20 protein-coding genes, 1 tRNA gene and 1 riboswitch are annotated in these 26414 nt (G+C 72.1%); of the genes, 11 read left to right on the top strand and 10 right to left on the bottom strand.

Features of this window, described 5'->3' with window-relative positions:
• The first annotated feature begins 138 nt into the window (after positions 1-138).
• Positions 139-1581 (top strand): glycerophosphodiester phosphodiesterase, encoded by a 1443-nt coding sequence (locus ACFQSB_RS32770; RefSeq protein WP_380830708.1) that lies wholly within the window; start codon positions 139-141, stop codon positions 1579-1581.
• On the opposite strand, the gene ACFQSB_RS32775 is transcribed toward ACFQSB_RS32770, so the two are convergent.
• Positions 1514-2023, bottom strand: coding sequence for a cysteine dioxygenase (locus tag ACFQSB_RS32775; protein ID WP_354851953.1), 510 nt, complete (start codon positions 2021-2023; stop codon positions 1514-1516). The genes ACFQSB_RS32770 and ACFQSB_RS32775 overlap by 68 nt on opposite strands.
• Positions 2020-2919, bottom strand: a complete 900-nt coding sequence (locus tag ACFQSB_RS32780) for an amidohydrolase family protein (RefSeq protein WP_380830709.1) — start codon at positions 2917-2919, stop codon at positions 2020-2022. Before ACFQSB_RS32780 ends, ACFQSB_RS32775 begins: the two co-directional genes overlap by 4 nt.
• Before the next feature lie 202 nt (positions 2920-3121).
• On the opposite strand from ACFQSB_RS32780, the gene ACFQSB_RS32785 reads away from it, so the two are divergent.
• Positions 3122-4138 carry a LacI family DNA-binding transcriptional regulator gene (locus tag ACFQSB_RS32785; RefSeq protein ID WP_354851956.1) on the top strand — a complete coding sequence of 339 codons (1017 nt, stop codon included), beginning with the start codon at positions 3122-3124 and terminating at the stop codon, positions 4136-4138.
• An 8-nt stretch (positions 4139-4146) separates the two neighbouring features.
• Here the strand turns inward: ACFQSB_RS32785 and ACFQSB_RS32790 are convergent, their stop codons facing one another.
• Positions 4147-4524 carry a phage holin family protein gene (locus ACFQSB_RS32790; protein ID WP_354851958.1) on the bottom strand — a complete coding sequence of 126 codons (378 nt, stop codon included), beginning with the start codon at positions 4522-4524 and terminating at the stop codon, positions 4147-4149.
• A 189-nt stretch (positions 4525-4713) separates the two neighbouring features.
• Between ACFQSB_RS32790 and ACFQSB_RS32795 the strand changes: the two genes are divergently transcribed.
• From ACFQSB_RS32795 to ACFQSB_RS32830, 8 genes are all read left to right on the top strand, one after another.
• Positions 4714-4989 carry a hypothetical protein gene (locus ACFQSB_RS32795; protein WP_354851960.1) on the top strand — a complete coding sequence of 92 codons (276 nt, stop codon included), beginning with the start codon at positions 4714-4716 and terminating at the stop codon, positions 4987-4989.
• A 30-nt stretch (positions 4990-5019) separates the two neighbouring features.
• Complete coding sequence (locus ACFQSB_RS32800) at positions 5020-5418, top strand: OsmC family protein (RefSeq protein ID WP_354851961.1); 399 nt, start codon at positions 5020-5022, stop codon at positions 5416-5418.
• Positions 5419-6243: 825 nt separating this feature from the next.
• Positions 6244-6383: riboswitch (cyclic di-AMP (ydaO/yuaA leader) on the top strand.
• 337 nt (positions 6384-6720) lie between these two features.
• Positions 6721-7296 carry a hypothetical protein gene (locus ACFQSB_RS32805; protein WP_380830710.1) on the top strand — a complete coding sequence of 192 codons (576 nt, stop codon included), beginning with the start codon at positions 6721-6723 and terminating at the stop codon, positions 7294-7296.
• 140 nt (positions 7297-7436) lie between these two features.
• Positions 7437-7513: transfer RNA gene (locus ACFQSB_RS32810), tRNA-Lys, on the top strand.
• Between the two features lie 157 nt (positions 7514-7670).
• Positions 7671-9269: an ABC transporter substrate-binding protein gene (locus ACFQSB_RS32815; RefSeq protein ID WP_380830711.1), complete on the top strand. Its 1599-nt coding sequence runs from the start codon at positions 7671-7673 to the stop codon at positions 9267-9269.
• An 11-nt stretch (positions 9270-9280) separates the two neighbouring features.
• Complete coding sequence (locus tag ACFQSB_RS32820; protein WP_380830712.1) at positions 9281-10234, top strand: ABC transporter permease; 954 nt, start codon at positions 9281-9283, stop codon at positions 10232-10234.
• Positions 10231-11079 (top strand): ABC transporter permease, encoded by an 849-nt coding sequence (locus ACFQSB_RS32825; RefSeq protein WP_380830713.1) that lies wholly within the window; start codon positions 10231-10233, stop codon positions 11077-11079. The genes ACFQSB_RS32820 and ACFQSB_RS32825 overlap by 4 nt, the downstream gene beginning before the upstream one ends.
• Positions 11076-13109: a dipeptide ABC transporter ATP-binding protein gene (locus ACFQSB_RS32830; RefSeq protein WP_380830714.1), complete on the top strand. Its 2034-nt coding sequence runs from the start codon at positions 11076-11078 to the stop codon at positions 13107-13109. The genes ACFQSB_RS32825 and ACFQSB_RS32830 overlap by 4 nt, the downstream gene beginning before the upstream one ends.
• Here ACFQSB_RS32830 and ACFQSB_RS32835 read toward each other — a convergent pair.
• The 7 genes from ACFQSB_RS32835 to ACFQSB_RS32865 all read right to left on the bottom strand — a co-directional run bounded on the left by ACFQSB_RS32835 (position 13079) and on the right by ACFQSB_RS32865 (position 25510).
• On the bottom strand, positions 13079-16153 hold the full coding sequence (locus tag ACFQSB_RS32835; RefSeq protein ID WP_380830715.1) for a discoidin domain-containing protein: 3075 nt from the start codon (positions 16151-16153) through the stop codon (positions 13079-13081). The genes ACFQSB_RS32830 and ACFQSB_RS32835 overlap by 31 nt on opposite strands.
• Before the next feature lie 24 nt (positions 16154-16177).
• Positions 16178-17533, bottom strand: a complete 1356-nt coding sequence (locus tag ACFQSB_RS32840) for a beta-1,3-glucanase family protein (RefSeq protein ID WP_380830716.1) — start codon at positions 17531-17533, stop codon at positions 16178-16180.
• 183 nt (positions 17534-17716) lie between these two features.
• Positions 17717-19882, bottom strand: coding sequence for a discoidin domain-containing protein (locus ACFQSB_RS32845; protein ID WP_380830717.1), 2166 nt, complete (start codon positions 19880-19882; stop codon positions 17717-17719).
• Between the two features lie 114 nt (positions 19883-19996).
• Positions 19997-21133, bottom strand: coding sequence for an ROK family protein (locus tag ACFQSB_RS32850; RefSeq protein ID WP_380830718.1), 1137 nt, complete (start codon positions 21131-21133; stop codon positions 19997-19999).
• Between the two features lie 247 nt (positions 21134-21380).
• The gene (locus tag ACFQSB_RS32855; RefSeq protein ID WP_380830719.1) at positions 21381-24470 is read right to left on the bottom strand and encodes an AfsR/SARP family transcriptional regulator; all 3090 of its coding nucleotides are present in this window, start codon (positions 24468-24470) and stop codon (positions 21381-21383) included.
• A 150-nt stretch (positions 24471-24620) separates the two neighbouring features.
• Positions 24621-25235 carry a hypothetical protein gene (locus ACFQSB_RS32860; protein ID WP_380830720.1) on the bottom strand — a complete coding sequence of 205 codons (615 nt, stop codon included), beginning with the start codon at positions 25233-25235 and terminating at the stop codon, positions 24621-24623.
• A complete protein-coding gene (locus ACFQSB_RS32865; protein ID WP_354851985.1) occupies positions 25232-25510 on the bottom strand; it encodes a hypothetical protein in 279 nt (92 codons plus the stop codon). The genes ACFQSB_RS32860 and ACFQSB_RS32865 overlap by 4 nt, the downstream gene beginning before the upstream one ends.
• Before the next feature lie 134 nt (positions 25511-25644).
• On the opposite strand from ACFQSB_RS32865, the gene ACFQSB_RS32870 reads away from it, so the two are divergent.
• Entirely contained in the window at positions 25645-26358 is a 714-nt protein-coding gene (locus ACFQSB_RS32870) for a hypothetical protein (protein WP_380830721.1), read from the top strand.
• Positions 26359-26414 lie beyond the last annotated feature (56 nt).

Genomic DNA, 26414 nt, shown 5'->3' on the forward strand with positions numbered 1-26414 from the left:
GATGATCGCTGTTCTGTGCAGATGATTACCGATAACGGAGCACGGTCGCTGGTGATCCTCCATAGTCGTCGTCCTCCGCCCACCGCGGTGCGCGTGTCATGCGCGAGGGAAATCCTCTGACCAGGCATAACATCGAGCGTGACCTGCGTTCGATGGCCTGCGGCCGGCGCGCCGGCGGGCCTGCCGGCCCTGCTGTCTCTGCTGGCCCTGCTGTCGGGCGGCACCGCCTCCACCGCCTCCGCCGGCGCCTCGTCCGACATGTCCTCCCTCGCCTCCGTCGCCGTGGCCGCCCCACGGCCGGCGTCGCGCGGGGGGTCGCGGTCGTACCCGGTCGTCATCGCGCACCGGGGCGCCTGCGCGTACCGGCCCGAGCACACCCTGCCGTCCTACCGGATGGCCATCGCCATGGGCGCGGACCTCCTGGAGCCCGACCTGGTGTCCACCAAGGACCATGTGCTGGTCGCCCGGCACGAGAACGAGATCTCCCAGACCACCGACGTCGCCCGCCACCCCGAGTTCGCCGCGCGCAGGACGACCAAGGTGATCGACGGACGCACGCTCACCGGCTGGTTCACCGAGGACTTCACCCTCGCCGAGCTGCGCACTCTGCGCGCCGTCGAACGGCTGCCGGCCCTGCGGCCGGGCAGCGCCGCCTTCGACGGCCTCGCGTCCGTCGCCACCTTCAAGGAGATCGTGGCGCTCGCCAAGCGGTCGGGCGTCGGCGTCTACGCCGAGACCAAGCACCCCGGCTACTTCGCCTCCATCGGGCTGCCCCTGGAAGGGCCGCTGCTCGCGACGCTCGGCCGCTACGGCTGGCGCGAGCGGGCCGACCCGGTGTGGATCGAGTCGTTCGAGACCGCGAACCTGCGGGCGCTGCGCCACCGGACGCGGCTGCGGCTGGTCCAGCTCCTGGAGGCGGCCGGCGCGCCCCGCGACCTGGTGACCAAGGGCGACCGGCGCACCTACCGCGACCTGGCCACCCCCGGAGGGCTGGCCGAGATCGCCACCTACGCCGATGCCGTCGGCGTCCCCACCGATCTGGTGCGGCCGGTCGACCGCCACGGCCGGCTGGGCGCCCCCACCCCGCTGGTCGCCGACGCCCACCGGCAGGATCTGGACATCCACGTCTGGACGGTCCGGCCGGAGAACGCCTACCTTCCCGCCCCGTTCCGGCTGGGCGACCCGGCGGCCCCCGGGTACGCGAGCGCGCACGGCGACGTGGCCGGCTGGCTCCGGACGCTGTACGGGCTCGGCGTCGACGGGGTGTTCAGCGACGACCCGGGCGTCGCCCGGCAGGTCCGCGACGAGGTCGTCCGCGGAGCCGGCCTCGTGCACGGGGCGAGCGGCACAGACGGCTCCCCCGCTGAGACGCCCGACGAAGAAGAAGGGGCCAATGCGCAAGCGTCCGGCGGGGGAGCCTTCTACGCCCGGGCGGCCGGTGAAGGCGGGCCCTCCGCTCAGGCCTCCGGTGAAGGGGGGCCCGTGGCCGGGCGCCGCCGGCAGGCGGCGCCGGTCAGACCAGCGCCTCCGCGTCCGCCGGGCGCAGCTCGTCCGCGTAGCTCACCGAGGCGCGGCGCATGACGCCGTCGTCGCTGATGGAGTACTGACCGAGGCGCCACAGCGGGGGAGAGTAGGCGTGGATCGACACGGTGGCCGGCGCGTGGCCGTTGATCCGGTGGATGTGCTCGGGCCCGAACGACAGCGCCTCGCCCTCGGAGACGAGCGTCTCCAGCGGCTCGCCCCCGATGCGCGGGTTGGACTCCTTCAGCGTGCCCGCGACCACTCGGACGGCGCCGGAGGAGACGTCGTGGTCGTGCCAGCCCGTGTCGTCCTCGGGCCGCCAGCAGATGACCCAGACGTCCACGAAGGAGTCGCGGTGGAGGGAGGCGTAGTGGCGCGCCTCTCCGCTGTCCCCGAAGGCGACGTGCGGCGCCCACACCTCGGGACGCGCCGCGAGGTCTTCGACGAGATCGCGCAGTTCGCGCTTGTCCAGGTATCGGTCGGGCAATGACTCCCAGGTCATCGGTGCACGGCTCCTTCCAGAGAGAGCAGGCGCGTGGGGTTGGTGAGGGATATCTGCTGCTCGATGGCCTCGCCGAGCAGCGTGCGGGCGGGCTCGGCGTAGGGGGCGTCCGAGCCGAGCACCACGACCTCGACGCCGACCACCCGGGTGATCGCGTCGATGGCCTGGTGGCCGTAGGAGGAGGTCTCGAGGTAGGCGTCGGGGTCGACCGAGCCGCGCGCCGAGCCGCCCCGGGCGATGAGGCGCTCCACGTGCAGCGGGGCCAGGCCGGCGAGCAGCGCGAAGCAGACCCGCAGGCGCGGGTGCCGCGGCCGGCCGAACGCGCGGAAGGCGTACCAGGCGGCGTGCATCTGCTGGACGTAGGGCACCAGCGCCGGCCACCACGCGGGCCCCTCGGCGGCGCCCGCCGGGCCCGGATGGACGAACAGCGGCAGGTCGCGGTCGTGGAGCAGGTCGAGCAGCGGCGCGACGCGGGCGAGGCCCTCGGCGTCCAGCAGGGCGGTCGCGGGGAGCTGGAGCCCGGCGAAGCCGCGGTCCAGCGCCTCGGCGGTGCGCGCGGGGTCGACCGCGCTGACGCAGGCGGAGGCCCAGGCCCGGAATGACGGCGGCAGGCTCAGCGCCCCCTCGTGGTAGGCGTCGAGCAGCGGCCAGGCGTCGCCGGGCGGCAGGTGCTCGACGCCGAGCGGGCTGGACAGCGACACCAGCGCCAGGTCGATGCCGTGGTCGCGGTTGAAGCCGAGCCGGTGGCGGAGGTCGTGGTCACGGGGGTTCACCTCGTACGGCGCCTCGCCGTCGAGGTGCAGCGTCCAGCCCGACAGGAACGGCGGCGTGGCCCGCCGGCGCAGCGCCTCCACGAACCCGGGCGTCCAGATGTGCTGGTGCACGTCGATCCCCATGTCACCTCCTTGCCGACCAGCTCACCCTATATTACCTACTCGCTTTATAGGCTTCTTCTCGGGGATTGCGCTGAATCGATTCACTGATACGTTTCAGTGAAACGCTTCACCTCGGCCTCCGTCAACAGCGGGTCCATGCTGCGAGACGAGGGGGAGCGTTCCGGACCCCACCCGTCGCGCGGGTTCGGCATAAGCTGGCGAGATGCCGCGTTCCCAGCCGCGCAAGCGGGCGACGATCCGCGAGGTCGCGCAGGCGACCGGACTGTCGCCGGCGGCCGTCTCCTACGCGCTGCGAGGTATGCAGGTCTCCGAGGAGACCATCGAGCGGGTGCGCCAGGCGGCCGCCGAGCTCGGATACGAGGCCGACCCGATCGCGCGGGCCCTGGCCAGCGGCCGCACCGGGATGATCGGCGTGCTGTGCGGCTCGCTGGAGGACCTGTGGCAGCAGTCGCTCGCCGTCGGGCTCGGGCGGGCCCTGCGCGACAAGGACCGCTACGCGCTGATCCTCGACGCCGCCGGCGACCCGGCCCGTGAGCGCGCGCTGGCGCTCCAGCTCCGCGACCAGCGCGTGGACGGGCTGATCGTGCAGCCGGTCGACCCGGCGGCGCCGTTCTGGGCGCAGCTCGCCGACGGCCTCCCGGTGGTCGCCATCGGCGACGCGCTGCTCGACGCGCGCACGGCGGGCGAGGTCGTCTTCGACAACCGCAACGGGGTCACGCTGGCCCTTGAGTACCTCCGCAACAAAGGCCACGGCCGCATCGCCGTCCTGACCCCCACGCGGCCGAGCACCCCCGACCGGCCGGCCGACGTCCACGTGACCGCCGAGGCCGAACGCCTGAAGCTCGACATCGAGGTGACGACCGCGCCGCACGGGCTGGCCGCCACGACCGCGGCCGCCCGTGAGCTCCTGGCGGACGACGCGCGGCCGAGCGCGGCCTTCTGCTTCTCCGACTCCATCGCCTACGGCGTGTACGCGGCGGCGGCCGAGCTGGGGCTGTCCATCCCCGAGGACATCTCGGTCATGGGCTACGACGACCACCCGATGTCGGGGCTGCTCACTCCCGGCCTCACCACGGTCAACTGGGACATCGGCGGCATCGTCCGCGCGGCCGTCCGCCTGGTCGTCGCGGCGGCGGACGGCCGCAACCGCAGGCGCAGGATCATCCAGGAGCCCGAACTACGCGAACGCGGCTCGGTCGCCGACCTCGGCCTCGGCTGACGCCGGGCTCAGTCTTCGTTCAGGCCCAGCACCATGTCCAGGATCCAGGTGATCACGCCGACGAGGATGGCGCCGAGGAAGGCGGCCCAGAAGCCGTCCACGTGGAAGGGCAGGTCGAGCTGCTCGGCGATCCAGCTGGTCAGCAGCAGGAGCAGGGCGTTCACCACCAGGGCGAACAGTCCGAGCGTGAGCACGTAGAAGGCGCAGCCGAAGGTCTTGATGATCGGTTTGAGCACCGCGTTGACGATGCCGAAAATCAGGGCGACGGCCACGAGCGTGCCGGCGGTGCGCGTGGAGGTCGCCCCGGAGACGGTGATGCCCGGGATCAGTTGTGTCGCCGCCCACAGTGCGCCCGCGACGATAAGGATCTTGATGATGATCTTCACGCTTTCGATGGTCGCACCAGTCACGGGCGGGCGGTAGAGGCTGAGGACCTGGGGCACGCGCTTTTCCGGCTCGCGGGACCGGTAGCCCTGGACGTCCGTGACGGCCGTTCGCACGAACGATCTCCCAGGCGTTCGAACGTGCATATCCCTGTGATCGGGGGGAAAGTGGCTAAAAGGGGGTGAGCCCGTATGGACCGGGACGAGCTGCAGTCGCTGTCGCCCAGGGAACTGCACGACAGGGCGGTGCACTATGCGGTCACGCACGGCGACTTCGGCTTCCTGTGGGACCTGCTCAAGGTGATCCCGGCGGCCGAGGCGGCGAGCGGCCACTCCGAGGAGACGGCCAACGACCTCAGCAGGGTCTCGGCGCTTCTCAGCGACGCCATGGCCTCCGGCGAGGGAGAGCTCGGCGAAGCGCTGCGGCCGGTCTACCTCTCCTACCTGTCCAAGCACCCCGACGCCTGAAGACGCCCCGACTGCTCCTAGGCTCCAGGCATGGCATCGGTGAATGTTGAGCGTACTGAGAACGGCTTCGTGGCCCGCAACGGGCGCGGAGCGGAGATCGTCATGGGCAGTGGCGACGACGAAGGCGTCTTCACCCCGGTCGAGCTGCTGCTCGCCGCGGTGGGCGGCTGCAACATCGTGACCGTCGAGCCGCTCACCGCCAAGCGCGGCCACCGCCTCGTACGGCTGGCGATGACGGTCCAGGCCGAGAAGGTCGAGCCCACGCTGCTCGGCCCGGTCACGATCACCTACGACGTCGAGCTCCCCGAGGGCGACCCCGAGGCGGACGAGGTCTTCCGCGCCGTCGCCCACCGGGTGCACGAGCGCCACTGCACCGTCAGCCGGTCGCTGCAGAAGGGCACCGAGGTCGTCGTCGAACTCCCCGAATAGCCGCTCGCCCCGCCGGGTCATCCCGTACCCGGTCATGCCCGTGACTTAGACCGAATCTATACCGTGCGATGACGAGCAGCTCAGGCCCCGGTATGTAGTGTTAAGGCAGGTCAAGGGGGATGCGACCAGCGCCCGACGGGCGCAGCGAAGCTTTCACCATAAGGACGCGGTGGGGGACCGTGTCCGAACAGCGGGACCGCCCGATGCGTTTGGGGGAAGGCATCGGCGCTGGACCGTGAAGTGGTCGGGGCCGGACAGGCGGGGGACTGTCCGGCCCCGACTCATGTCCACCCCCACTTCGCGGCCCTCCCTACACCCCCGCCCCGCTTCCCGCTCCCAGCCCCGCCTCAGCTCGCTCCCTCTGGGGCCGCCTCGTCTGGGGCCGCCTCGTCTGGGGCCGCCTCGTCTCGGGCCGCTCCTCCCTTTCGTAGCCTCGGGCCGTTCCTCGCCTCTGCCGCACCCTAGGGCCGGGGCGGCCACGCTCTCGCCCCGCCTCGGGCTGCTTCCCCGGGCGCCCCTTGGCCGTCGGCCATGAGGGGTTGTTTACCTGTGGCGGCTTTGCCGGGAGGGGTGGAGCTTGGGGGAAGAAAGGTTTTGCCCAGGCGGTGGCGCCCCTCACAGGTCACAGCAGTAACACGGGTATCGCCTGTCAGCCTCGTCGGCCTTCTCTGGCGCATAAAATGCCCGATATATGGGGCTTACCGCACGATAGGTAGATCTTCTGATGCTTTGTACAAACATCGTTTGCTTTGTCCTGACTTGACCGGTAACGTCTTGTACCAGATCGGACGGTGACCTGGTCTTCAGCCGGAAGGCCGCCGCCCGAACGTCGAGTCCCGAGGGCCTGAACCTGGCCCGCGGGAGCCGGGGACCCACGTTCTTCGGGGTGAATCCGCGTCAGCGGTAGGGCGAACTCCACGCCCGAACCCGTCAGCTAACCCGGTAGACGTCGTTGGAGAGGAGACTCGAGTGGACACACCGCCCCACTCCGTCCTCCGGGCGACCCTAGGCCCGGATCTCGCCGTCAGAAGCGGCACAGCAGTCGGCTTGTAGAAGCCGGCCGGGCGATTCGCAGCCTTGCGACATGGTGGCCGTTCAGCGCCACCGCCCGAACGACCCACGTAAGAAAAGCGCTCGCGCAAGCGATGGACCATGCCCTTGTCCACCCGCTTGTGCCTCAGAGAACGCTTTCCTCTCCCGGCGCCGAACCCTCTTGACCGAATTCGGAGCCCGGGTCCCTTGTCTTCTGATGAAAGATCCTGACCTCCCATGTCTTTTTTCACGAACACCCCCAAAAGTCGTGTGGTTTCGAGCATCATCGGTGCCGCGATGATGTGCACGGCGACGGTCGGCACGGCCACCGCGGCCCACGCCAACTCGCCCGAGCGCAAGGACGGCGTCGCGGCGGCGACCACCCAGCGAGTCATGTTGAAGGGCTCCACCACCGCCTCCTACTTCTGGGACGACTCCTCCGGCCGCGCCGGTGACACGGGCCTGCCGGCCATCGGCAAGCCGATGCAGAAGGGCCTGTTCGCCAGCCCGTGCTGGCCGCTCGGCACCGAGGGTTACGTGATGTACAACGGCAAGAAGGCGCCGTTCTTCATCGGCGACCGCGGCCCGGGCATCCCCTCCGAGAGCGGCGTCATGCTCGACATCGACGGCAAGACCTTCGCCGAGCTGACCGGCGGCGACTTCAGCGACTCCAGCCTGATGGTGACCGGCTTCGGCGCCGGCCACATCAAGGTCGACTACGTCATCACCAAGTGGGGCGGCGGCCCGGGCAAGAAGAACGAGCCCGTCCCGTTCTCCGCCGGCGCCTGGGGCGTCTACGACAAGGACCCGGCCGAGCCGACCCTGGCGCTCACCTCCGCGCCCTGACCCGCGCGCACGCACCTGCGGGTTATCCACGAGCTTCCCCCGGGAAATGGGCGTGCCGGTGCTTCCCCCTGGCACCGGCACGCCGCCCCGGCGCCGATGTGCGTAGCTTCGCCGGGACTGCTAAAGTCACCGTAGTCAACGCGCCGCTAGCTCAGTTGGTTAGAGCAGCTGACTCTTAATCAGCGGGTCCGGGGTTCGAGTCCCTGGCGGCGCACCACGGTTAACGCCGATGACCTGGGCATCTTCCCCGATGGGGAGGGTGCCCACAGTCGTTTTCCGACCTGTGTCACCTCGGCGCGAGCTGCGGTCGGTTCGAGGTAGCCAGTTGAACGGCCATTTGACGATCATGATTCGTCCTTCGGATAGTGGTCCGCATGGTCAACGACAACCCGTTCGACCGGCGCCGCTTTCTGGCCGGGTCAGGAGCCGCCGGGCTGCTCGCCCTGGTCGCCGCCTGCTCGGGCGGCGCGGGCACGAGCACCGGCGTGAACGCCGGGCCGTCCGGCTCCCTCCCGAGCACGCCCAAGCGCGGCGGAGTGCTCCGCGCGGGGTCGTCCCCGCCGCCCACGGCCGTGGACCCCGTCACCATGTACGACGGAACGGCGATCGCGATCGCCCAGCTCGTCGCCGACTACCTGATCTGGCTGGACAGGGACTACAAGCTGGTCCCGCGTCTGGCGGAGGCGTGGTCCGCCAAGGACGGCGGCAAGATCTGGTCCTTCACCCTGCGCGAAGGCGTGGTCTTCTCCGACGGCACCCCGCTGGACGCCGAGGTCGTCAAGGCGTCCTTCGACCGGTTGCTCGACCCGAAGAGCAAGTCTGCCGCGCTCTCGGCCTTCGACACCGTCCTCGCGCAGGGCGGCGTGCGCGTCAAGGACCCCCGGACGGTCGTGTTCACGCTGGAGCGGCCGTTCTCCGACTTCCCCTATCTGGTGTCGGCCGGAAACTACAACGCCCTGATCCTCAAGAAGGACTACGCGGGCGACTTCACCGCCAAGCCCATCGGCACCGGCCCGTTCGTGCTCGCCTCCTACGACCCGGCCAAGGGCGCCACCTTCACCCGCAATCCGAGGTACTGGGATCGGGGCAAGCCGTACCTGGACGGCGTGGAGGTCAAGTTCTACGCCGATGACCAGGCGGATCTGCTCGCGCTGCAGGGCGGCGACGTCGACGCCCAGCTCCTCAGCATTCCCGCCCTGGTGAACCCGCTGAAGGGCGTCGGGGACATCACCGTCGACCGGGTGGAGGGCACCGGGTTCACCGCCCTGACGCTGCGCGTGGACCAGGCGCCGTTCGACAGGAAGGAGGTCCGCCAGGCCGTCGCGTACGCCCTGGACCGGCCGGGCGTGAACGCCACCACCTACGACGGCGTCGGAGCGCTCGCCAACGACCACCTGTTCGCCGCGCTGTTTCCGGCGGCGCCGGCCGACATCCCGCAGCGGGCCAAGGACCCCGCCAAGGTCGCGTCGCTGCTCGCCGCCGCCGGAGTGGCCAAGCTGTCCTTCCCGCTGACCTTCGACCCGCCGGGCAAGGACTACGCCCTGATCATCCAGAACCAGCTCAAGCAGGTGGGCATCGAGGTCACGCTGGACCAGCGCACCTCCGCCGACTTCTACGGCGGCGACCAGGAGAAGGACACGCCCTGGCTGTTCAGCCCGGCCACCCTGGTGCGCTGGGCCGGGCGGGCGGTGCCGAGCCAGTTCATCATCCCGATGGTGAAGAGCGGCGGGGTGTGGAACGGGTCCAAGTACGCCAACCCGGTGCTGGACGCCGCCGCCACCGCCTACGACGGGGCGACCACCGACACCGCGCGCAAGGCCCAGGCCGAGATCATCGCCAGGACGCTGTACGAGGACGTCCCTGTGATCATCAGCGTCTGGGGCGGCAGCGTCCGGGCCTTCAACGGCGGATTCGCCGGGATCCAGGCGCATCCCTCCAGCTACGTCGACTTCACGTCGGTGTCCCGGATCTAGGGCGGCCCGCGATGAGGCGATTCCTGCTGCGGCGGCTCGCGGCGATCCCGCTCACGCTGCTGGTGGTGTCCGTGCTCGTCTTCACGGCCACCGAGCTGATCCCCGGAGACGTGGCCCGCACCATCCTGGGTCGTGAGGCGAGCGAGGCCGCGGTGCGCGACCTGCGCGCCCAGCTCGGGCTCGACCGGCCGCTCGCGGTCCGGTACGCCGACTGGCTGCACGGCTTCCTCACCGGGCAGTGGGGCGACTCCTCCACCCTCCGCGTCCCCGTGCGCGACCTGGTCCTCGGCCGGCTCGGCGCCTCGCTGCTGCTGGCGCTGCTGGCCTTCGCGCTGCTGGTGCCGGTGGCGGTGACGCTCGGCCTGGTCGCGGGGGTTCACCACGACCGCCCGGCGGACCGGGTGATCAGCGTCGCGGGCCTGGCGTTCGGCGCGACGCCGGAGTTCGTCACCGGGGTGGTCCTGCTGGTGGTGTTCGCGGTGAGACTGCGCTGGTTCCCCGCGTCCGCCCAGATACCGCCCGGAGCAACCCTGGTGCAGGCCCTCGCTCACCTGCTCATGCCGGCGCTCTCGCTCGTCCTGCTGTGCACCGGGTACGTCGCCCGCCACGTCCGCGCGAGCACCGTGACCGCCGTGGAGAGCCCGTACGCCCGCGCGGCGGAGTTGCGCGGCCTCACGCGCGTGCAGGTGGTGCGCCGGCACGTGCTGCGCAACGCCACGATTCCGGCGACCAGCGCCCTCGGCGTGCAGCTGCAGTTCCTGCTGGGCAGCCTGGTCACGGTCGAGCTGCTGTTCAACTATCCCGGGATAGGGGCGCTGCTGCTCCGGTCGGCCGTCGACAAGGACCTGCCGACCCTGCAGACCACCGCGATGGTGCTCGGTTGCCTCTACATGCTCATCTTCCTCGGGGCCGACCTGGTCTACCGCCTGCTCGACCCGCGCGTCCGGCTGGGGTCCGCCTCATGACCGGCCTGGCACTGACGGGCGCCGCGCGCCGCGCCCGCATCGCGGGGCGGTCCCGGGTGGCGCTGGCCATCGGCGGGTCGATCATCCTCGCCTGGGTGGCGGTCGCGCTGCTCTGGCCGCACCTGGTCCCCTACGACCCCGACCTGCAGGACCCGCTGCGGCGCTTCACGCCGCCGCAGGCCGGGCACTGGCTGGGCACCGACCAGTTCGGCCGCGACACCTTCTCGCGGATGCTCGCCGGGGCGCGTCCGGTGCTTTCCGTGGCGCCGCTCGCGACCGGCCTCGGCACCCTGGCCGGAACGGTGATCGGGCTGGTCGCGGGCACCATGGGCGGGCTGGCGGACGAGATCACCATGCGGGCGCTCGACGCGGTCGTGGTGTTCCCGACGATCATCGCGGTCGTGCTGTTCGTGGCGCTGGCGGGCCGGTCGACGACGGTGGTGGTGCTGGTCATCGCCGCGTCGTTCACCACGATCGTGGCCCGCAGCGTGCGGGCCGCGACGCTGGTCGAGCGGGAGAAGGCCTACGTCGAGGCGGCCCGGCTGCGGGGCGAGCGCCGCCGGTCGCTGATGCTCCGCGAGATCCTCCCCAACCTCGCCCCGACGGTGCTGGTGGAGGCGACCTCCCGGTTCGGCGACGCGATCTTCGCGGCGGCGACGCTGTCCTTCCTGGGGCTCGGCCAGCCACCGGGCTCGCCGGAGTGGGGGGCGTCGGTGTCGGACAACCGGACCTGGCTGCAACCGGCCCCCTGGACCGTGCTCGCCCCCGCGCTGGCCATCGCCTCGCTCGTGGTGGCGACGGCGCTGGTCGCCGACGCCCTTCGCCACCGCCGGGAGGCTCGGTGAGACCACAGAGCGGCCTGCGGGTCGAAGGGCTGAGCGTGGCCTACGAGACCGCGCGCGACCGGGTCGAGGCGGTCTCCGGGGTGTCCTTCGAGGTCGCGGCGGGCGAGACCTACGGACTGGTGGGCGAGTCGGGCTGCGGCAAGACCACGCTGGGCCGCGCCCTCGGCCGCTACCTGCCCCGCGGCGGCTCGATCACCGGCGGCCGGGTGGAGGTGGACGGGACCGACGTGCTCGGCCTGACCGCCGGCGGCCTGCGCCGCTGGCGGGGGAGTTCGCTGGCGGTCGTCCACCAGGAGGCCGGGAGTGCGCTGGACCCGACGATGCGGATCGGCGCGCAGCTCGCCGAGGCGCTCAGGTTGCAGGGGCGCACCCGCGCAGAGGCGAGGCGGGAGGCGACGCGGCTGCTCGAGCGGGTCATGCTGCCCGACCCCGCGGCCATCGCCCGGCGCTACCCGCACCAGCTTTCGGGCGGGCAGCAGCAGCGCGTGGTCATCGCGGCCGCCCTGGCGGCCCGGCCCCGCCTGCTGATCCTCGACGAGCCCACCACGGGTCTGGACGCGACGGTGCGGCAGGAGATCCTCGGCCTGATCGGGGCGCTACGGGCCGACCTCGCCGCCGCCATCGTCCTCATCAGCCACGACCTGGCCATGGTCGGGCGGCTGTGCGACCGCGTCGGCGTGCTCTACGCGGGCCGCCTGATCGAGCAGGGCCCCGCGGCGGAGGTCCTGGCCACGCCTCGGCACCCCTATACCGCCGCCCTGATCGCCGCGGTCCCCCGATTCGGCCGGACGTGGCGTGATCGCCCGCTCGCCGCCATTCCGGGCCGTCCCCCCGCACCAGGAGAGGCCTGTGCCGGGTGCGCCTTCGCCCCCCGCTGCCCGCACGCCGACGAGACATGCGGGGCACGTCGTCCGGCGCTGGAGGCCGCCGGCGTCCACGACGCGCACACAGGGCGCTCCGTCCGCTGTCACCACGCCGCCGAGCTGATCGGCCGGCTGGACCCGGCCGAGGAGGGCCAGGACCCGGCCGGCGACCTCCGAGCACCCGCGCGGCCCGGCGTGGCCGGGCCGTTGCTGGAGATCCGGGCGCTGACCCGCCGCCATGCCGGGATCCCGGTGCTGCGCGACGTCGACCTCACCATCGGGCACGGCGAGGTACTCGGCCTGGTCGGGGAGTCGGGGAGCGGCAAGACGACGCTGGCGCGAGCCGTCGTCGGCCTCGGTCCGGAGGGGAGCGGGACCATCCGGCTCGACGGGCGGGAGCTGCCGGCCGCCGTGGCGCGGCGTGACGCGGGGGCGCTGCGGCGGATCCAGATGGTGTTCCAGAACCCCGACGCGTCGCTGAACCCGAGCCACACGGTGCGGACCGTGCTCGCCAGAGCGCTGCGCAGCCTTCGCGGCGGCCTCACCCCCGAGCGGCTGGCCGTCCGCGCCGGACTCGGGGAGCATCTGCTGGACTCCCGCACCGATCGGCTGTCGGGCGGTCAGAAGCAGCGTGTCGCGATCGCCCGCGCCTTCGCGGGCGAGCCTGATCTGGTGGTCTGCGACGAGCCGGTCTCGGCCCTCGACGTGAGCGTGCAGGCGGAGGTGCTGCGGCTGCTCGCCGACCAGCGGCGCCGCACCGGGACGTCGTACCTGTTCATCTCGCACGACCTCGCGGTGGTGGGCTACCTGGCCGACCGGATCGCGGTCATGTACCGCGGGCGGATCCTCGAACAGGGACCGGCCGCGGACGTCCTCGCGGGCCCGCACCACCCCTACACCGCCTCGCTGGTGACGGCGTCGCAGGCGTCGCTCGGCGCGTCCGGCACGGCCGCCGCCGGCGACCAGGCCGCGCCGGGGCCGGCCGGTTGCCGGTTCGCGCACCGGTGCCCGCTCCGCGTCGACGGCCTCTGCGAGAAGGAGGAACCGCCCGTGCTCGCCCTCGGCGGCGGCCACGCGGTGCTCTGCCACCTCGATGTGGCAGAGCTTCCGCGGGCCGTCGCGCCGGAGAGGGTGGCCTACGACCAGCCTTGCAGGCCGGCGCCGTAGGGGTAGAGGGGGTTGCCGTAGGTGGTGGGGACGGTCTGTCCCGCGTCGATGCGGGACCTGATCTCGGAGCGCTGGGCTGCGGTGGCGCCCAGGTCGTAGGGGAGGTTCCAGTCCTCGGCCGCGTCGGCGACGACGTCGGCGCCGCCCGGCACGAGGATCTGGTCGAGGCTTCGCGGCAACTGCCAGGGCAGCCGGCCGCTCGGGGTGTAGTCGCCGAACAGCAGGGACGCCGTGGCCGGGCCGACCTCTTCGCCGCCGCGGTAGGTGACCACGATGGCGTCGGCCAGGCCGTTCCACTCGCTGATCACCGTGGGGCGGGGCAGGGTCAGCAGCACGACGACCGGGATGCCCTGGTTCTTGAAGCTCTGGATGATCGCGAGCTGGTCGGCGGGCAGTTGGGGCCGCTCCTTCACCCAGGCGGTCGCGTGCGTGTAGGTCGGCTCGCCGACGGCCACGACGGCGAGCTTGGGCGCGGGACCGGTGTCGGGGTAGACGTTGACGCCGGCGGTCGCCGCCCGTGCCTTGATCGCCTCCAGCGTGGTCAGCGAGCCGTACTCCTGGTGGAAGTAGCTCGTCCAGATGCAGCAGGACGTGGCGTCGGTGGCGCGCGGCCCGGCGACGACGATGTTGTCGCCCGCCTTGAGCCTGACCGGCAGGACGCCGTTGTTCTTCAGCAGCGTGATCGACTTGCGGGCCGCCTGGTTGGCCAGCGCGACGTAGGACGGCTGGTGGAAGCGGTAGGGACCGTTCACCGGGTCGCCGTAGGGGTGGTCGAACACGCCGAGGGTGAACTTCAGGCGCAGGACGCGGGTCACCGCGTCGTTGATCCGCGCGATCGGGACGCCCGCGAGGAAGCCCGCCATGGTGAACCCGGCCGCGCCGGGGTCGGCGCCGCCCATCACGTCGGAGCCGGCGTTCGCGGCCTTGACCCAGACGCCGGACGGCAGCCAGTCGGTGGTGATGAGCCCGGTGTAGCCCAGGTTGTTGCGCAGGTAGGCGAGGATCGGGGCGCTGTCGCCCGCGCCGGAGCCGCCCGGGTCGAGATAGGAGCTCCCGGCGTAGCCCGGCATGATGTTCACCGCGCCGGCCTCCATCGCGGCCCGGAACGGGATCATGTGGTACTTGATCGTCACCGCGTCGTAGGTGATCCCGGCCTCGCCGCCCGCGCCCTCGCCCGGCCAGTGCTTGACGGTCGCCAGCACCGATCCGGGGTTGAGCTCCGGCCCGCCCTGCAGCCCGGCCACCAGCGCGCGGACCTGCGCGGCGGCGACGTCGGCGTTCTCGCCGTTGCCCTCCTGGATGCGCGGGTACAGCACCTTGGTGCCGACCTCGGCGAGCGGGCCGAGGACGCCGCGCGCCCCGACCTCCAGCTCCTCGCGGCGCTGCATGTCGCCGAGCTTGTAGTCCAGCGCGTAGTCCTTGCCGGCGGCCAGCGTGCTCTGCAGCGGGTAGGTGGTCTGGTACCCGGAGATGGTGTCGCCCGCCGAGACCGGCGGGATGCCGAGCCGGGTGCCGGACGCGCTCAGCAGCACCTGCTGCAGGTCGTTCGGCTGCGCCGGGCCGAAGTGCCAGCCCGAGAGCGGATAGACCTGGGCGTTGTAGAACATCTGGTACGCCTTCTCTTCAGGGGTCATCCTGCCGAGAAGGTCGCCGACCCGGGTCTCGATCGGCAGCCGCCAGTTCTCGTACGGCTCGATCGTCCCGTTCTTGTTCAGGTCGCGGGCGCCGTTGACGACGTTGACGCCGTCGGCGACCTGCTCGATGTCGGGCAGGTACAGGCTGAAGGTCCGGATGGCGGAGGTCGTCCGCGTGCCCGAGCCGCTCACCGCGACGACGTACCACTTGTAGGTCCACCGGTCGGGGATGTCCCAGGACGGCGTGTAGGAGGTGCCGGTCGGCTCGGCGACCTTGGTGTAGAGGTCGATGAGCCTGCCCGCCGCGGTGAAGTCGTAGTCGGTGCGGCTGACGTTCAGCCAGACCTCGTAGCGCGCCGCGCCGGAGACGGCCGCCCAGGAGAACGCGGGCCGGCGGGTGTCGGTGACCATGGCCTTGTCGGCGGGCGCGGACAGCGCGAACTGGCCGGTGGTCGCCGGTGCCCTGGTCGGCGCGGACAGCAGGGGAGCGGTCGTGGCTCCGGTGTCGACGGTGCCGAACACCTGGAACTCCCACAGCGAGTAGCCGTAGCCGGTCGCCCGGGCGGTCCCGGTGAAGCGCACGTAGCGGCCGTCGCCCGTGAGGGTCAGGTTCTCGACGCCGCCCCTGCCGGTGGTCGTCGCGTACAGAGAGGTCCAGGACGTGCCGTCGGCCGACACCTCGATCCGGTAGGCGGTGGCGTAGGCCGACTCCCAGTTGAGGGTGATCCCGGTGATGTGCCCGGCGCCGCCGAGGTCCACCCGCAGCCACTGGGCGTCGGAGAACTGGCTGGACCAGCGGGTGTTCGTCCGCCCGTCGAGGGCCGCCGCCGGAGCGTTGCCGCCCTCGAAGGAGGAGGCCGTCACCTGCTTGTAGGCCGAGATCGGCGTCCCGCCGGAGGGAGGCGGGTCGGTGGAGGTGGTGCCGTAGACCTGGAACTCCCACAGGGAGTAGCCGTAGCCGGTGGCGCGGGCCGTTCCGTACAGCCGCACGTACCGCCCGGACCCGCTGACGGCCAGGTTCTGGACGCCGCCGGCCCCGGTGGTCGTGGAGTAGAGGTCGGACCAGGCGGCGCCGTCGGCCGACACCTGGATCTTGAAGGCGGTGCCGTAGGCGGCCTCCCAGTTGAGGGTGACCTGGCTGATCGTCGAGGTGGCGCCGAGGTCGACCTGGAGCCACTGCGGGTCGCCGAACGCGCTGGACCAGCGCGTCCCGGCGTTGCCGTCCACCGCCGCCGAGGCCGGGGTCCCGGCGTTCTCGGCGGAGGAGGCCGTCGCGGGCCTGCCCTGCGAGAGCAGGACGGGCGCGGCGTACGCCGCCCTGGGCGGCACCGTCAGGAAGCTCGCGATCACCGCCAGCATCACCGTCAGGACGGTGAGGGGCAGGCGCCGTCGCGGAAGGGAGGGGTTCATGGGCTCTCCTGTGCGGACGGGCGGCTACCAGCCGACGGCGACGAGCAGGTACTGGGGGTTGCCGTGCGAGATGAACGACGACTGGTCGGCGTAGTCGTCGTAGGGGAAGCCGTAGGCGCGCTTGCCGATCGCGTGGTCGTGCCAGAACTTGGAGTAGTAGTTCGCCGGGGCCGTCTTGTAGTACTGGCTCGAGTCGGACTGCTGGGCGTCGGACAGCCCGGCGACGTGCCGGTTCAGCGCCGCGCACAGCTTGGGATTCTCCGACAGCGGGCCGGCGCAGCCGGTGACCTGCGAGGTGGTGGCGTTGACGCCGTTCTGCGAGGCGTAGCCGGTGAAGTAGTTCGCGTACTGCCCGCCGGGCTGGAAGACCGCCGCGCTGCCCGGCGCCGGGATCCGGTAGGGGGCCTGCACCTGCGCCAGCGGCCTGAACTCGGCCGGCACCTCGTTGGTGAACCGCTGGAACGTCGCCGAACGGGACTCCTGGAAGGTCGCGTAGTCCTCACCCACGGCCACGTCGTAGCCGTCGCGGGCGTGCAGGCGCATGGCGAGCTTCAGGCCGAACGCGTCCACCCGGGTGGTGTTGCCGTTGAACACCGACGGTCCGACGGTGAACTCGATGAAGTCGTAGTACTGGCTGTTGGGCGAGCCGAGGTAGAAGTACATCCGGCCCGCGGTGTTGGCCGGCATGTCGAAGTAGGGCTGCTCGGCGATCGAGTGCGCCTGGCCGTTGTAGCTCCAGTAGACCTGGGAGTCGGGGTACTGGCCGTTGGTCCGGTTGAGGATCTTGACCATCACGACGTTGCGCGGGGCGGGGATGGTGGAGGTGTCGCCCCAGAACGCGTCCGGCGCCGTCGGAGTCGGCGTCGGCGTCGGTGTCGTTCCGCCGGCGACGCGGACGGCGAAGCTCCACAGCGAGTAGCCGTAGATCGTCGCGCGCGTGGTGCCGTACACGCGGATGTAGCGGCCGGAGCCGGCGACGTCGAGGGTCTGCGTGCCGCCGGTGCCGGTGGTCGTCGAGTACACCGGCGTCCAGCTCGTCCCGCTGGTGGAGACCTCGACGCGGAAGGCGCGGGCGTAGGCCGCCTCCCAGGTCAGCACGACCTGGCAGACCGACTGGACCGAGCCGAGGTCCACCTGGAGCCACTGCGGGTCGCTGAACGCGCTGGACCAGCGCGTCCCCGCGTTGCCGTCCACGGCGGCCGAGGCGGGGGTCCCGGCGTTCTCGACCGAGGAGGCCGTCGCGGTCCTGCCCTGCGCGGCGTCGGCGGTGCCGCAGGCGGCGGCCGAGCCCGGGGAGGAGGTCAGGCCGACGAGGAAGGCCGCGCACAGCGTCATCGCGGCGAGCAGCGGCGTCAGATGGGTGGATGGACGAAGTCTCATGGGGCGCTCCTGGAAGAGGGGCCTTGCGCGAACCTCGCGCACAACGCGCTCGTCGCGGCGAGCTTGTGCTTGCTGGGAGGGGCGGTCGGCGCCGCCCCTCCGCGGGTCCGGCCCGCGGCCCCCGCCGGCGGCGCGCCGGGGCATGGTGTGCCCGCGGCGCGGCGCCGTCCGCGGTGCCGGGGATCAGGGGTAGCTGACCAGGTTGCTCGGGACGGTGGCGGTGCCCTGGGCGGGGCCGCCGGTGTTGTTGATCACGTGGGCGATGGTCCCGTTGCCGCCGAGGGAGACGGTCAGCAGGTCATGGAACCGCACGCCCGACGTGGTGGGCGCTTCGAAGGCGCGGTCGGCCACGATCGAGGGGTCGACGTTGAAGTAGCAGTAGCTGCCCAGGCCCCAGCCCTCGTGGCTGGTCACCGAGTCGGCCACCTTGTAGGCGGCGTAGCCGCGCGTGCCGCCGTTCATGAACGCCGCCTGGTTCGGCGGGTCGTAGGGCATCTCGTTCTGGAAGAAGATCGTGCGACCGCCCTGGCCGTTCCAGATGACCTCGTACTTCTGGTAGTGCTCGACGAACAGGCCGTAGGCCGTGACGTTGTTGCCGTTGACGATCAAACCGGTGTCGGCGGGGTTGGTGGTCCAGCCGACGCCGGCGCCGTGGTCGGCACGCCAGGCCCAGATGTGGTCGATGATCGTGTTGCTGGTGTTCACCACCAGGCTGGTGGTCGCGCGCCCGGCGCCGGCGCCGCCGATGCGGAAGAAGACGTCCTGGACGGAGGCCGGGTTGGACGCGTGGCCGGCGGCCGAGGAGCCGTTCGGGCCGACCTGCAGCAGCACCGGCGAGTTGACCGTTCCGGCGTCGAACAGCAGCCCGGCGATCTTGACGCCGTCGACGTCGGCGGTCGACATCGCGGTCACGCCGTTGTCGGGGATCAGCGTGGGGTAGCCGATGCCGAGGACGACGGTGTTGGCCCTGGTCACGTTGAGCGTCTGGTTGAGGTGGTACACGCCCGGGGTGAACAGCAGGTTCAGGCCCTGGGTCAGCGCCTGGTTGAGGGTGGCGGCGCTGTCGGACGGCTTGGCGACGTAGAAGGCGCTGAGCGGGAGCGACGAGCCGGGGGTGGACCCGCCCGACCACGAGGCGCCGCTGGTGTTCTGGCGCAGCGAGGGGACGAACACGTTGTAGTTGCCCGCGGAGTCCACGTACAGGTAGGGCTTCTCCCTGGTCACCGGGCTCTGGCCGATGGTGGTGTACGGCGGGTTCGGGAAGCTCTGCGCGGGAGCGCCGACCACGCCGGAGAACACCATGTTCCACACGCCGTTGGTCCAGCCGCCGATCTGGCTGTCACGGGTGAGCCACTGCTGCTGGGAGTACGGGCCCACGGTGCCGTCGATCTTGCTGTCGGAGATGTAGCCGCCGCTGGCCCAGCCGTAGCCGGAGGGCGCGAGGTTGAGGTTGCCCCGCACGTGGATGCGCCGGAACGGCGCCGCCTGCGACACCGCCCAGCGGTTCTCGCCGCCGGTCGGGGTGATCGACAGGTTCTCCGCCGACCGCCAGAAGTTCTGGGTGGCGTTGCCGCCGAACCAGCCGGCGTCGACGGTGACGCCGCCGTTGATCGTGACGTCGTCGGGGTTGCGGCCGAGGCCGGCGATGGAGGTGTAGAAGCCGATGTTGGCGTTGACGTTGTAGCTGCCCGGCTTGAACAGCAGCGCGTAGCGCTGGGTGCCGAACTGGTTGGACTCCTGGGTGCTGAAGACGGAGTTCAGCCTGCTCTGGATGGTGGAGCTCGCCATGGACGGGTCGAAGACGATCACGTTGGAGCCGAGGTCGCCGCCGCCGGGCAGGTTCGGGCCGCCACCGCCGGTGCTGCCGTACACCTGGAACTCCCACAGTGAGTAGCCGTAGCCGGTGGCCCGGGCGGTGCCGTACATGCGGACGTAGCGCCCGCTGCCGGAGACGGCCAGCGTCTGGGTGCCGCCGGTGCCGGTGGTGGTGGAGTAGACGTCGGTCCAGGACGACGCGTCGCCGGAGACCTGGATCTTGAAGGCCTTGCCGTACGCCGCCTCCCACCGGAGCACGACCTGGCTGATGGTGGCGGTCGCGCCGAGGTCGACCTGGATCCACTGGGGGTCGCTGAACGCGCTCGACCAGCGCGTCCCGGTGTCGCCGTCGACCGCCGCGGTGGCGGGCGTGCCGGCGTTCTCGGCGGACGAGGCGGTGACCGGCCTGCCTTGCGACAACAGGGTGTCGGCCGCGGCGGCCGGCCCGGTGACCATGAACGACGCCACGAAGGCGACGAGGGCGAGAAACGTCCCCGACAGGACATGCCTGCCGGAGCGCCGGGACAGGTGCACTGCTTCTCCTCACGACATGGGGGGTGCGCCACCGAAGTGGCGGGGGTGCGGAGAGCGCTCTCTCGCAAGAGCGTGCACATGTGCGGGCCGTAGTGTCAATGCTTAATTTAACTTCTATGACATAGTGCCGACAGGAGCGGGAAACCGCGCGTCCTGGAGGAACTGCTCGATGACCAGGGTCGCCGCGCCCATGGCGACGGCCTCCGGGCCGAGGCGTCCCAGCACGATCGAGGTGGTCTTGTAGGGCTGGAGCAGGGTGTTGGCCGCCGTCGCGGCGCGGATGTCCACCAGCAGGCTCTCCCCGAGCATCAGGCCGGCCCAGCCGCCGATCACGATGCGCTCGGGGTTGAACAGGTGGATGAGGTTGGACAGCCCGACGCCGAGCAGTTCGACGGTCTCGTCGAGCACCGGGGAGCGCGATTCGAGCAGCCGGGCCAGTGCGGTCTCCTCCTCGGCCGAGTCGGCCACCACTCCGGCACGGTCCAAGATGGCCTCGGCGCCGACGTAGGCCTCCAGGCAGCCGCGCCCGCCGCACTTGCACAGGCGCCCGCCCGCGACGATCTTCAGGTGACCGATCTCGCCCGCGGCGTGCCCCGCCCCGCGGTAGATGCCGCCGTCGGTGACGATCGTGCCGCCGACCCGCGAGCCGATCAGCATGACCACCGTGTCCGACGTGCCGCGCCCCGTGCCGAACCACAGCTCGGCCTGGCCCATCGTCTTGGCGCCGTTGTCCACCAGCAGCGGCAGCGACGTGCCCGCCCGCAGCATCGCCCCGAGCGGGACCGCCTGCCAGCCGAAGGTCTCGCCCTGGACGAGCGCGTCCGGACCCGGCTCGACGATGCCGGGCACGCCGACGCCGACGCCGAGCACCTGGCCGGGGGACACCCCGCCCTCGCTGATCACCGAGTCGATGCCGACCAGGATGTGCCGCGCGACCAGCTCGGGATCGTGCCGCGCCGAGTGGACCGCGTACAGGGCGCGGGCCCGCTCGTTCATGTCCAGGTCGAACAGCTCGACCCTGACCTGCGTCTCGCCCACGTCCACGCCGACCACGAAGCCGAACTCGGGGTTGACGCGCAGCAGCACGCGGGGCCGGCCGCCGTCGGAGTCGACCAGCCCGGCCTCGACCAGGACGTTGTCGCCGAGCAGGTCGCCGGTCATCGTGCTGACCGTGGCGCCGCTCAGACCGGTCGCGTCGCACAGGTCGTTGCGGCTCGCGGCCCCGCCGAAATACAGGGCACGCAGGAGCATGGCCCGGTTCCCCCGCCGCACGTCTCGCACGGTTCTGCGCTCCGGCCTGCCCATTGGCCCCGCCTCCCTTGATTCCCGGTCATGTTAATTCAAGGCCCGAAACCCCTGCGTGCGAGCGCCGCGCCGGTCGCGTTACCGAAGCGTGTCCTTCGGTGCGACGACTTTGTTCAAGGCTTAGATTATGCTCCGGGAAATCCCTCCGGGCGAGGAGAGGAGACCGGCCATGGCCGAACCGGTGTCCGGGAGGCTACGACAGGGCGGCGGAGGTGGTCTCCAGAGCGTGGAGCCTGGCCCGGACGTCGTCGGCGCCCCCATGGCCCAGCTCGTCCAGACCGGCCAGCGCCCGCCGCAGGGCGCCGCGCGCCTTCTCCCGGCGGCCGGCCGCCAGGTGGGTCTCGCTCAGGCGGGTCAGCGTGTCGGACTCGGCGTACCGGATGCCGAACCGCCGGTACAGCTCCAGGGCCCGCTCGTAGCTCGCGGTCGCCTCCTCGTAGCGGCCCAGGTGGTGCAGGGCGTAGCCGATGCTGTCCAGCGTGTCGGCCTGGGCGTAGTGGTCGCCGAGACCCTCCAGCAGGGCCAGGGCGCGCCGGCAGTGGATCAGCGCATGCTCGTGGCGGCCCAGCAGGGCGTGGTACCACCCCACCGCGTTGAGCGAGGCGGCCTGGCCCGGACGGTGGCCCGCGACCAGGAACAACTGGTGGGCCCGCTGGGCGTGGATCAACGCGCTCTCGTACCTGCCGCGCAGTTCGAGCACCCAGCTGAGGATGCGGTGGGTGTGCGCCTGCGCGACGACGTCCCCGGTGTCGGCGAACAGCTCCAGCGCGCGGTCCAGGTGGAGCATCGCCTCGTCGTGGCGGCCGAGGTGGGCCGCCGCGCGGGACAGGCCGCGGTGGGCGTAGGCCATGCCCGTGCGGTCGCCGAGGCGCTGCGCGGCATTGAGGGCGATGCGATGCGAGGCGGCGAGATCATGCCAGTGCCCGCGCCGGCCGAGGAAGTGGGCCAACGCCCAGGCCAGCCGCCAGGCCGAGTCGTCCAGACCGGCGTCCGCGGCCGTCGCCACGACGGCGAGCAGCCCGATGTGCTCGATGGTCAGCCAGTCGGACGCCTCCTCCAGATCGGCCGGCTCGTCGGGGTGCACCCCGGGCGCGGGCGGCGGCAACGGGATCGCGTCGCGGTGCGAGGTGAACAGCCGGGCCGCCCGGTGCGCCGAGTGCAGGTAGTGGTCCACCATCCGCCGGACCGCCGCCCGCCGGTCGGCCTCGGTGTCCTCGGCCTCACCCCGCTCGGCGGCGTACGCGCGCAGCAGGTCGTGGCCGGTGTAACGGCCCGGGACGTGCTCGGTGAGCAGGTGCGCGCGGGTCAGCTCCGCCAGCGGCGCACGGGCCCGGCGGACGGGGACCCCCGCGAGCGCGGCGGCGGCCGAGACGCTGACGTCCGGGCCCGGATGCAGGGCCAGCAGGCGGAACAGCCTCGCCGCGGGCGGGGTGAGCGCCTGGTAGGACCAGGAGAACACCGCGCCGACGTCCGCGCCGTCCGCGCCGGTGAAGGCGTCCAGGCTGCCATGGGCCGCGCGCAGCTCGGCCGCGATGGCGGCGAGCGGGAATGCCGGGTTGGTCGCCGCCCGCGCCGCCGCGATGGCCAGCGCGATCGGCAGGCGGGCGCACAGCGCGGTGATCTCCCGCACCGCCGCCGGCTCCGCGCTCACCCGGCCCGGGCTGAGCCGCAGCGCCAGGAACTCGCGGGCCTCGGCGTCCGACAGCGCCTCCAGCGTCAGCGAGCGGGCGCCCTCCCCGGCCACCAGCCCCGAGAGCCGGTGGCGGCTGGTGACGATGGCCAGGCAGCCGGGCGTGCCGGGAAGCAGCGGCCGGACCTGCTCTGAGTCGCGGGCGTTGTCCAGCAGCACGAGCACCCGCCGCTCGGCCAGCAGGCTCCGGTACCGTGCCGCGAGGACGTCCAGGCCGCTGGGCATGTCGCGCGCCGAGACGCCGAGCGCCCCGAGGAAGTGGCGAAGCACCTCGGAGGGGTCCTGTGGACCGCCGGGGCTGAAGCCGCGCAGGTTGACGTAGAGCTGGCCGTCGGGGAACCGGTGCGCGACGCGGTGGGCCCAGTGCACGGCCAGCGTGGTCTTGCCGATGCCGGCCATGCCGCCGATGGTGCTGATCACCGCGGTCGCCGGGGGGCCGTCCCCGCACGGGAGCAGGTCGTGCACGCCGGCCAGTTCGGCGCGCCGCCCGGCGAACGACGGCAGGTCCGCCGGCAACTGCGCCGGCCGCACCATCTCCCCGGCCTGCCCTGGTTGCCCGGTGGGCCCTGCACGCCCGGCCTGCTCGAGGTGTCCGGCGTCCCCGGCGTCCCCGCCGTCCCCGGGGTGCCCGGCGTCCCGGCCGGCCACGGACCCGCCGCCCGTGGAGGACGCGGGCCCCTGGTCACCGGCGGACGCGCTCGCGCCCGGCCCGGCCGCGGACGCGGGCCCGGCGGCGCCCGGAGCGGCGGACCCGCCCGGAGCGGCGGACCCGGCCGGCGGGGCAGGCCCGGACGACAGGAGAGAGCGCGCCGAGGCGCCGGGCGAGGGGGCCCGTGTCTCCTGGAGCACCCGCTCGTGGGCCGCGCGCAGGTCGGGCCCCGGGCTGATGCCGAGAGCCTCGTCCAGCCGGGTGTACATCGCTCGGTACACCTCCAGCGCTCCCGCGCGGTGGCCGGTGGCCGCCAGCACGAGCAGCAGCCGCGTGTGCAGGGGCTCGTCGAGCGGGTTGGCCTCGGCCGCCTGCTGGAGCCGCGGGACGAGCCGTGCCACCGAGCCCGCCCGCAGCGCGGTGTCGGCCGCCTCCTTGAGCACCTCCAGGTACTCCTGGTCCAGGGCCGAGAACAGCGGGTGGACCCGTACCTCTTCGGAGACGCCGTCGGCGGCCGGCCCCCGCCACAGGTCGAGCGCCTCGGTCAGCAGGCTCGCCGCGGTCTCGTCGTCGGAGGCGGCGCGCGCCCGGCCGCTCAGGGCGCGGAAACGGAGCAGGTCCAGCGAGCGCTCGTCCAGATCGAGCCGGTAGCCGCCGCCGCTGCGCACCAGCCAGCGTCCGACCGCGCGCCGCGGCAGGCCGGGCTCCAGCAGGCGCCGCAGCGCCCCGATGTGCCGCTGGACGACGTTGACCGCGCTCTCGGGCGGGTCGTGTCTCCAGAGGATGTCGACGATCTCGGCCAGCCCGGTGGGACGGCCCGCCCGGGCGAGCAGGACCGAAAGCACCTCGCGCTGCTTCGGCGGCCCGAGCGCCATCTCTTCGTCACCCCGCCAGGCGAGTACGGGCCCGAGGACCGCGAACCGCACCCGACCGCTGGGCGTCATCTCCGATTCCAATGGCACAGTACCCCTGACCTGCCACGTTCTTGACGATCATCATGGACGCGGCCATGCGCGTCACTTTCGTCAAGTATGGGAGATGGAGGAGTATGGCCGTGCAGAAATAGATTCTGGTTCGGTAAGAACGGCCCGGCTCTATCCCCCGGCGGGCAGGAACCGGAACGTCCCGCTGATCGCGTCGAACAACGCGTAGACCTCCGCCTCCAGCGGGAGGTTGGGGCTGGCGCAGGTGATGATCAGATAGTCGCGCTCGGCGCCCGGAAGCGGCACCACGGTGTGCATGGTGAGCATCCGCACGGAAAGTTCGGTGGTGAAGGAGGCGTCCTCGGTGCCGGTGATCCTGGCCACCTGCCCGATGTCGGGCAGGGTGACGGTGGACACCTTCCGGTCGGCGGGCGTCCTGTCGGCGCCCGGCCCGGACGCGGCGGGCGCCAACTGGGCGGTCAGCACCGGCAGCGTCAGCTCGCGGCCCGGCGGCACGGTGACGGCGAACACCATGGTGTACCCCATGAAGAGCCCGTCGTCGAACATCGTCGCCGTGCCGGCGGCGAACAGCGCGCCGCGGCGGCGCGCTGCCCTGGCGACCTCGCGGGCCTGGCGGAACAGGTCGTTGATCGCCGCCTTCTCCCGCACGCCGTTGGTCATGGCGAGGGCGGCGGCGCGGGTCTCGGCGAGCGCGTCGCCCGAGACGTCGAGATCCGCCCAGGAGTCGGGCACGTCGAGGACGAAACGGTCGACGGGGGCGATCATTTGGCGTCCAGGTGGGCCACGGCCTTCTGGTCGGTCTCGTTCATCTGCTGCACGATCTGGTCGACGGCCTTCTTGATCGTCTCGCACTGGTGGTGGAGCTGGATGCGCCCGTCCTTCCAGCGCTTCTCGAAGTGCTCGCCCTGGTCGATCAGCGGGGAGCCCAGGGCGCGATCCAGGTCGATGCCCGACTTGTCGGTGTCGATGTGGTCCAGTACCGAGCCCAGCGCCCGCGACACCTGCTCCAGCTCGTCATCCGGAATATCGATTTTGGCCATCGTGCCCCCCGGGCGGATCTCTTCTCCTCGGTACCGCGTACCGTCTGCTCCCTGCACACGTAGCCAGGCACCCGGAAGGTTCACACTCGGGCACCGTTTTGAACCCTTCGGACCGTTCGCCTCGTGTTCCGCGAGTGAGATTCCAAAGCAACCCCCGCCCGGCCGGCCGGGCGGGCGTCCGCGCGCTGGCCGTGGCCGTCGCCCTGTGCGGCCTTACCGGCGCGGCCGGCTGTGGCAAGGTCATCAGCATCGGCGACGCCCCCGCCTCCTCCGCCCCGGCCCCCGCCCCGCCGGCCTCCTCGGCGCCGCCCGCCTCGGACCCGGCCCCGTCCGCTCCCGCGGGCACGGACGGCGCAGGCGGCCAGGAGTTCGGCCCCGGCGGCCCGCTGCAACTCGTCAACGGATCGGCCGCGGACAACGGCGCGAGCGGTAACGGCGGGACGGTGACCGGGGACGCGGTCCAGGAGCAGCCCCCGGTCTGGGTCCAGCTCACCGGCGTCCGCTCCCGCACACTGGACGCCCACGTCGTGGACGTCAACCAGTCGACCCTCTACCGGTTCGACAAGGATTCGGCGGACCCGTCCCGCTCCACCTGCGAAGGCGACTGCGCCGTCACCTGGCCGCCCGTCACGATCAAGCTGGGCGGCAAGGTGTACGTCCGAGGCGTGCGGCCCGCGGACGTCGGGGCGATCCGGCGCGGCGACGGCCGTATCCAGATCACCATCGGCGGCTGGCCGGTCTACCGCTTCGCCAAGGACCAGCGCCCCGGCGACGAGAAGGGCCAGGGGGTCGGCGGCACCTGGTTCGCCGTCGCCCTCGACGGCTCCAAGGCGAACCCCGTCAAGTGAGCCCCCGGCCGGTGCCGCGAGAACGGGCCGGCCGCGACATGGCGGTGGGGCGGGTC

It is taken from the genome of Sphaerisporangium rhizosphaerae (genome assembly GCF_042665155.1).
In the GTDB taxonomy this organism is placed as follows: Bacteria; Actinomycetota; Actinomycetes; order Streptosporangiales; family Streptosporangiaceae; genus Sphaerisporangium; species Sphaerisporangium rhizosphaerae.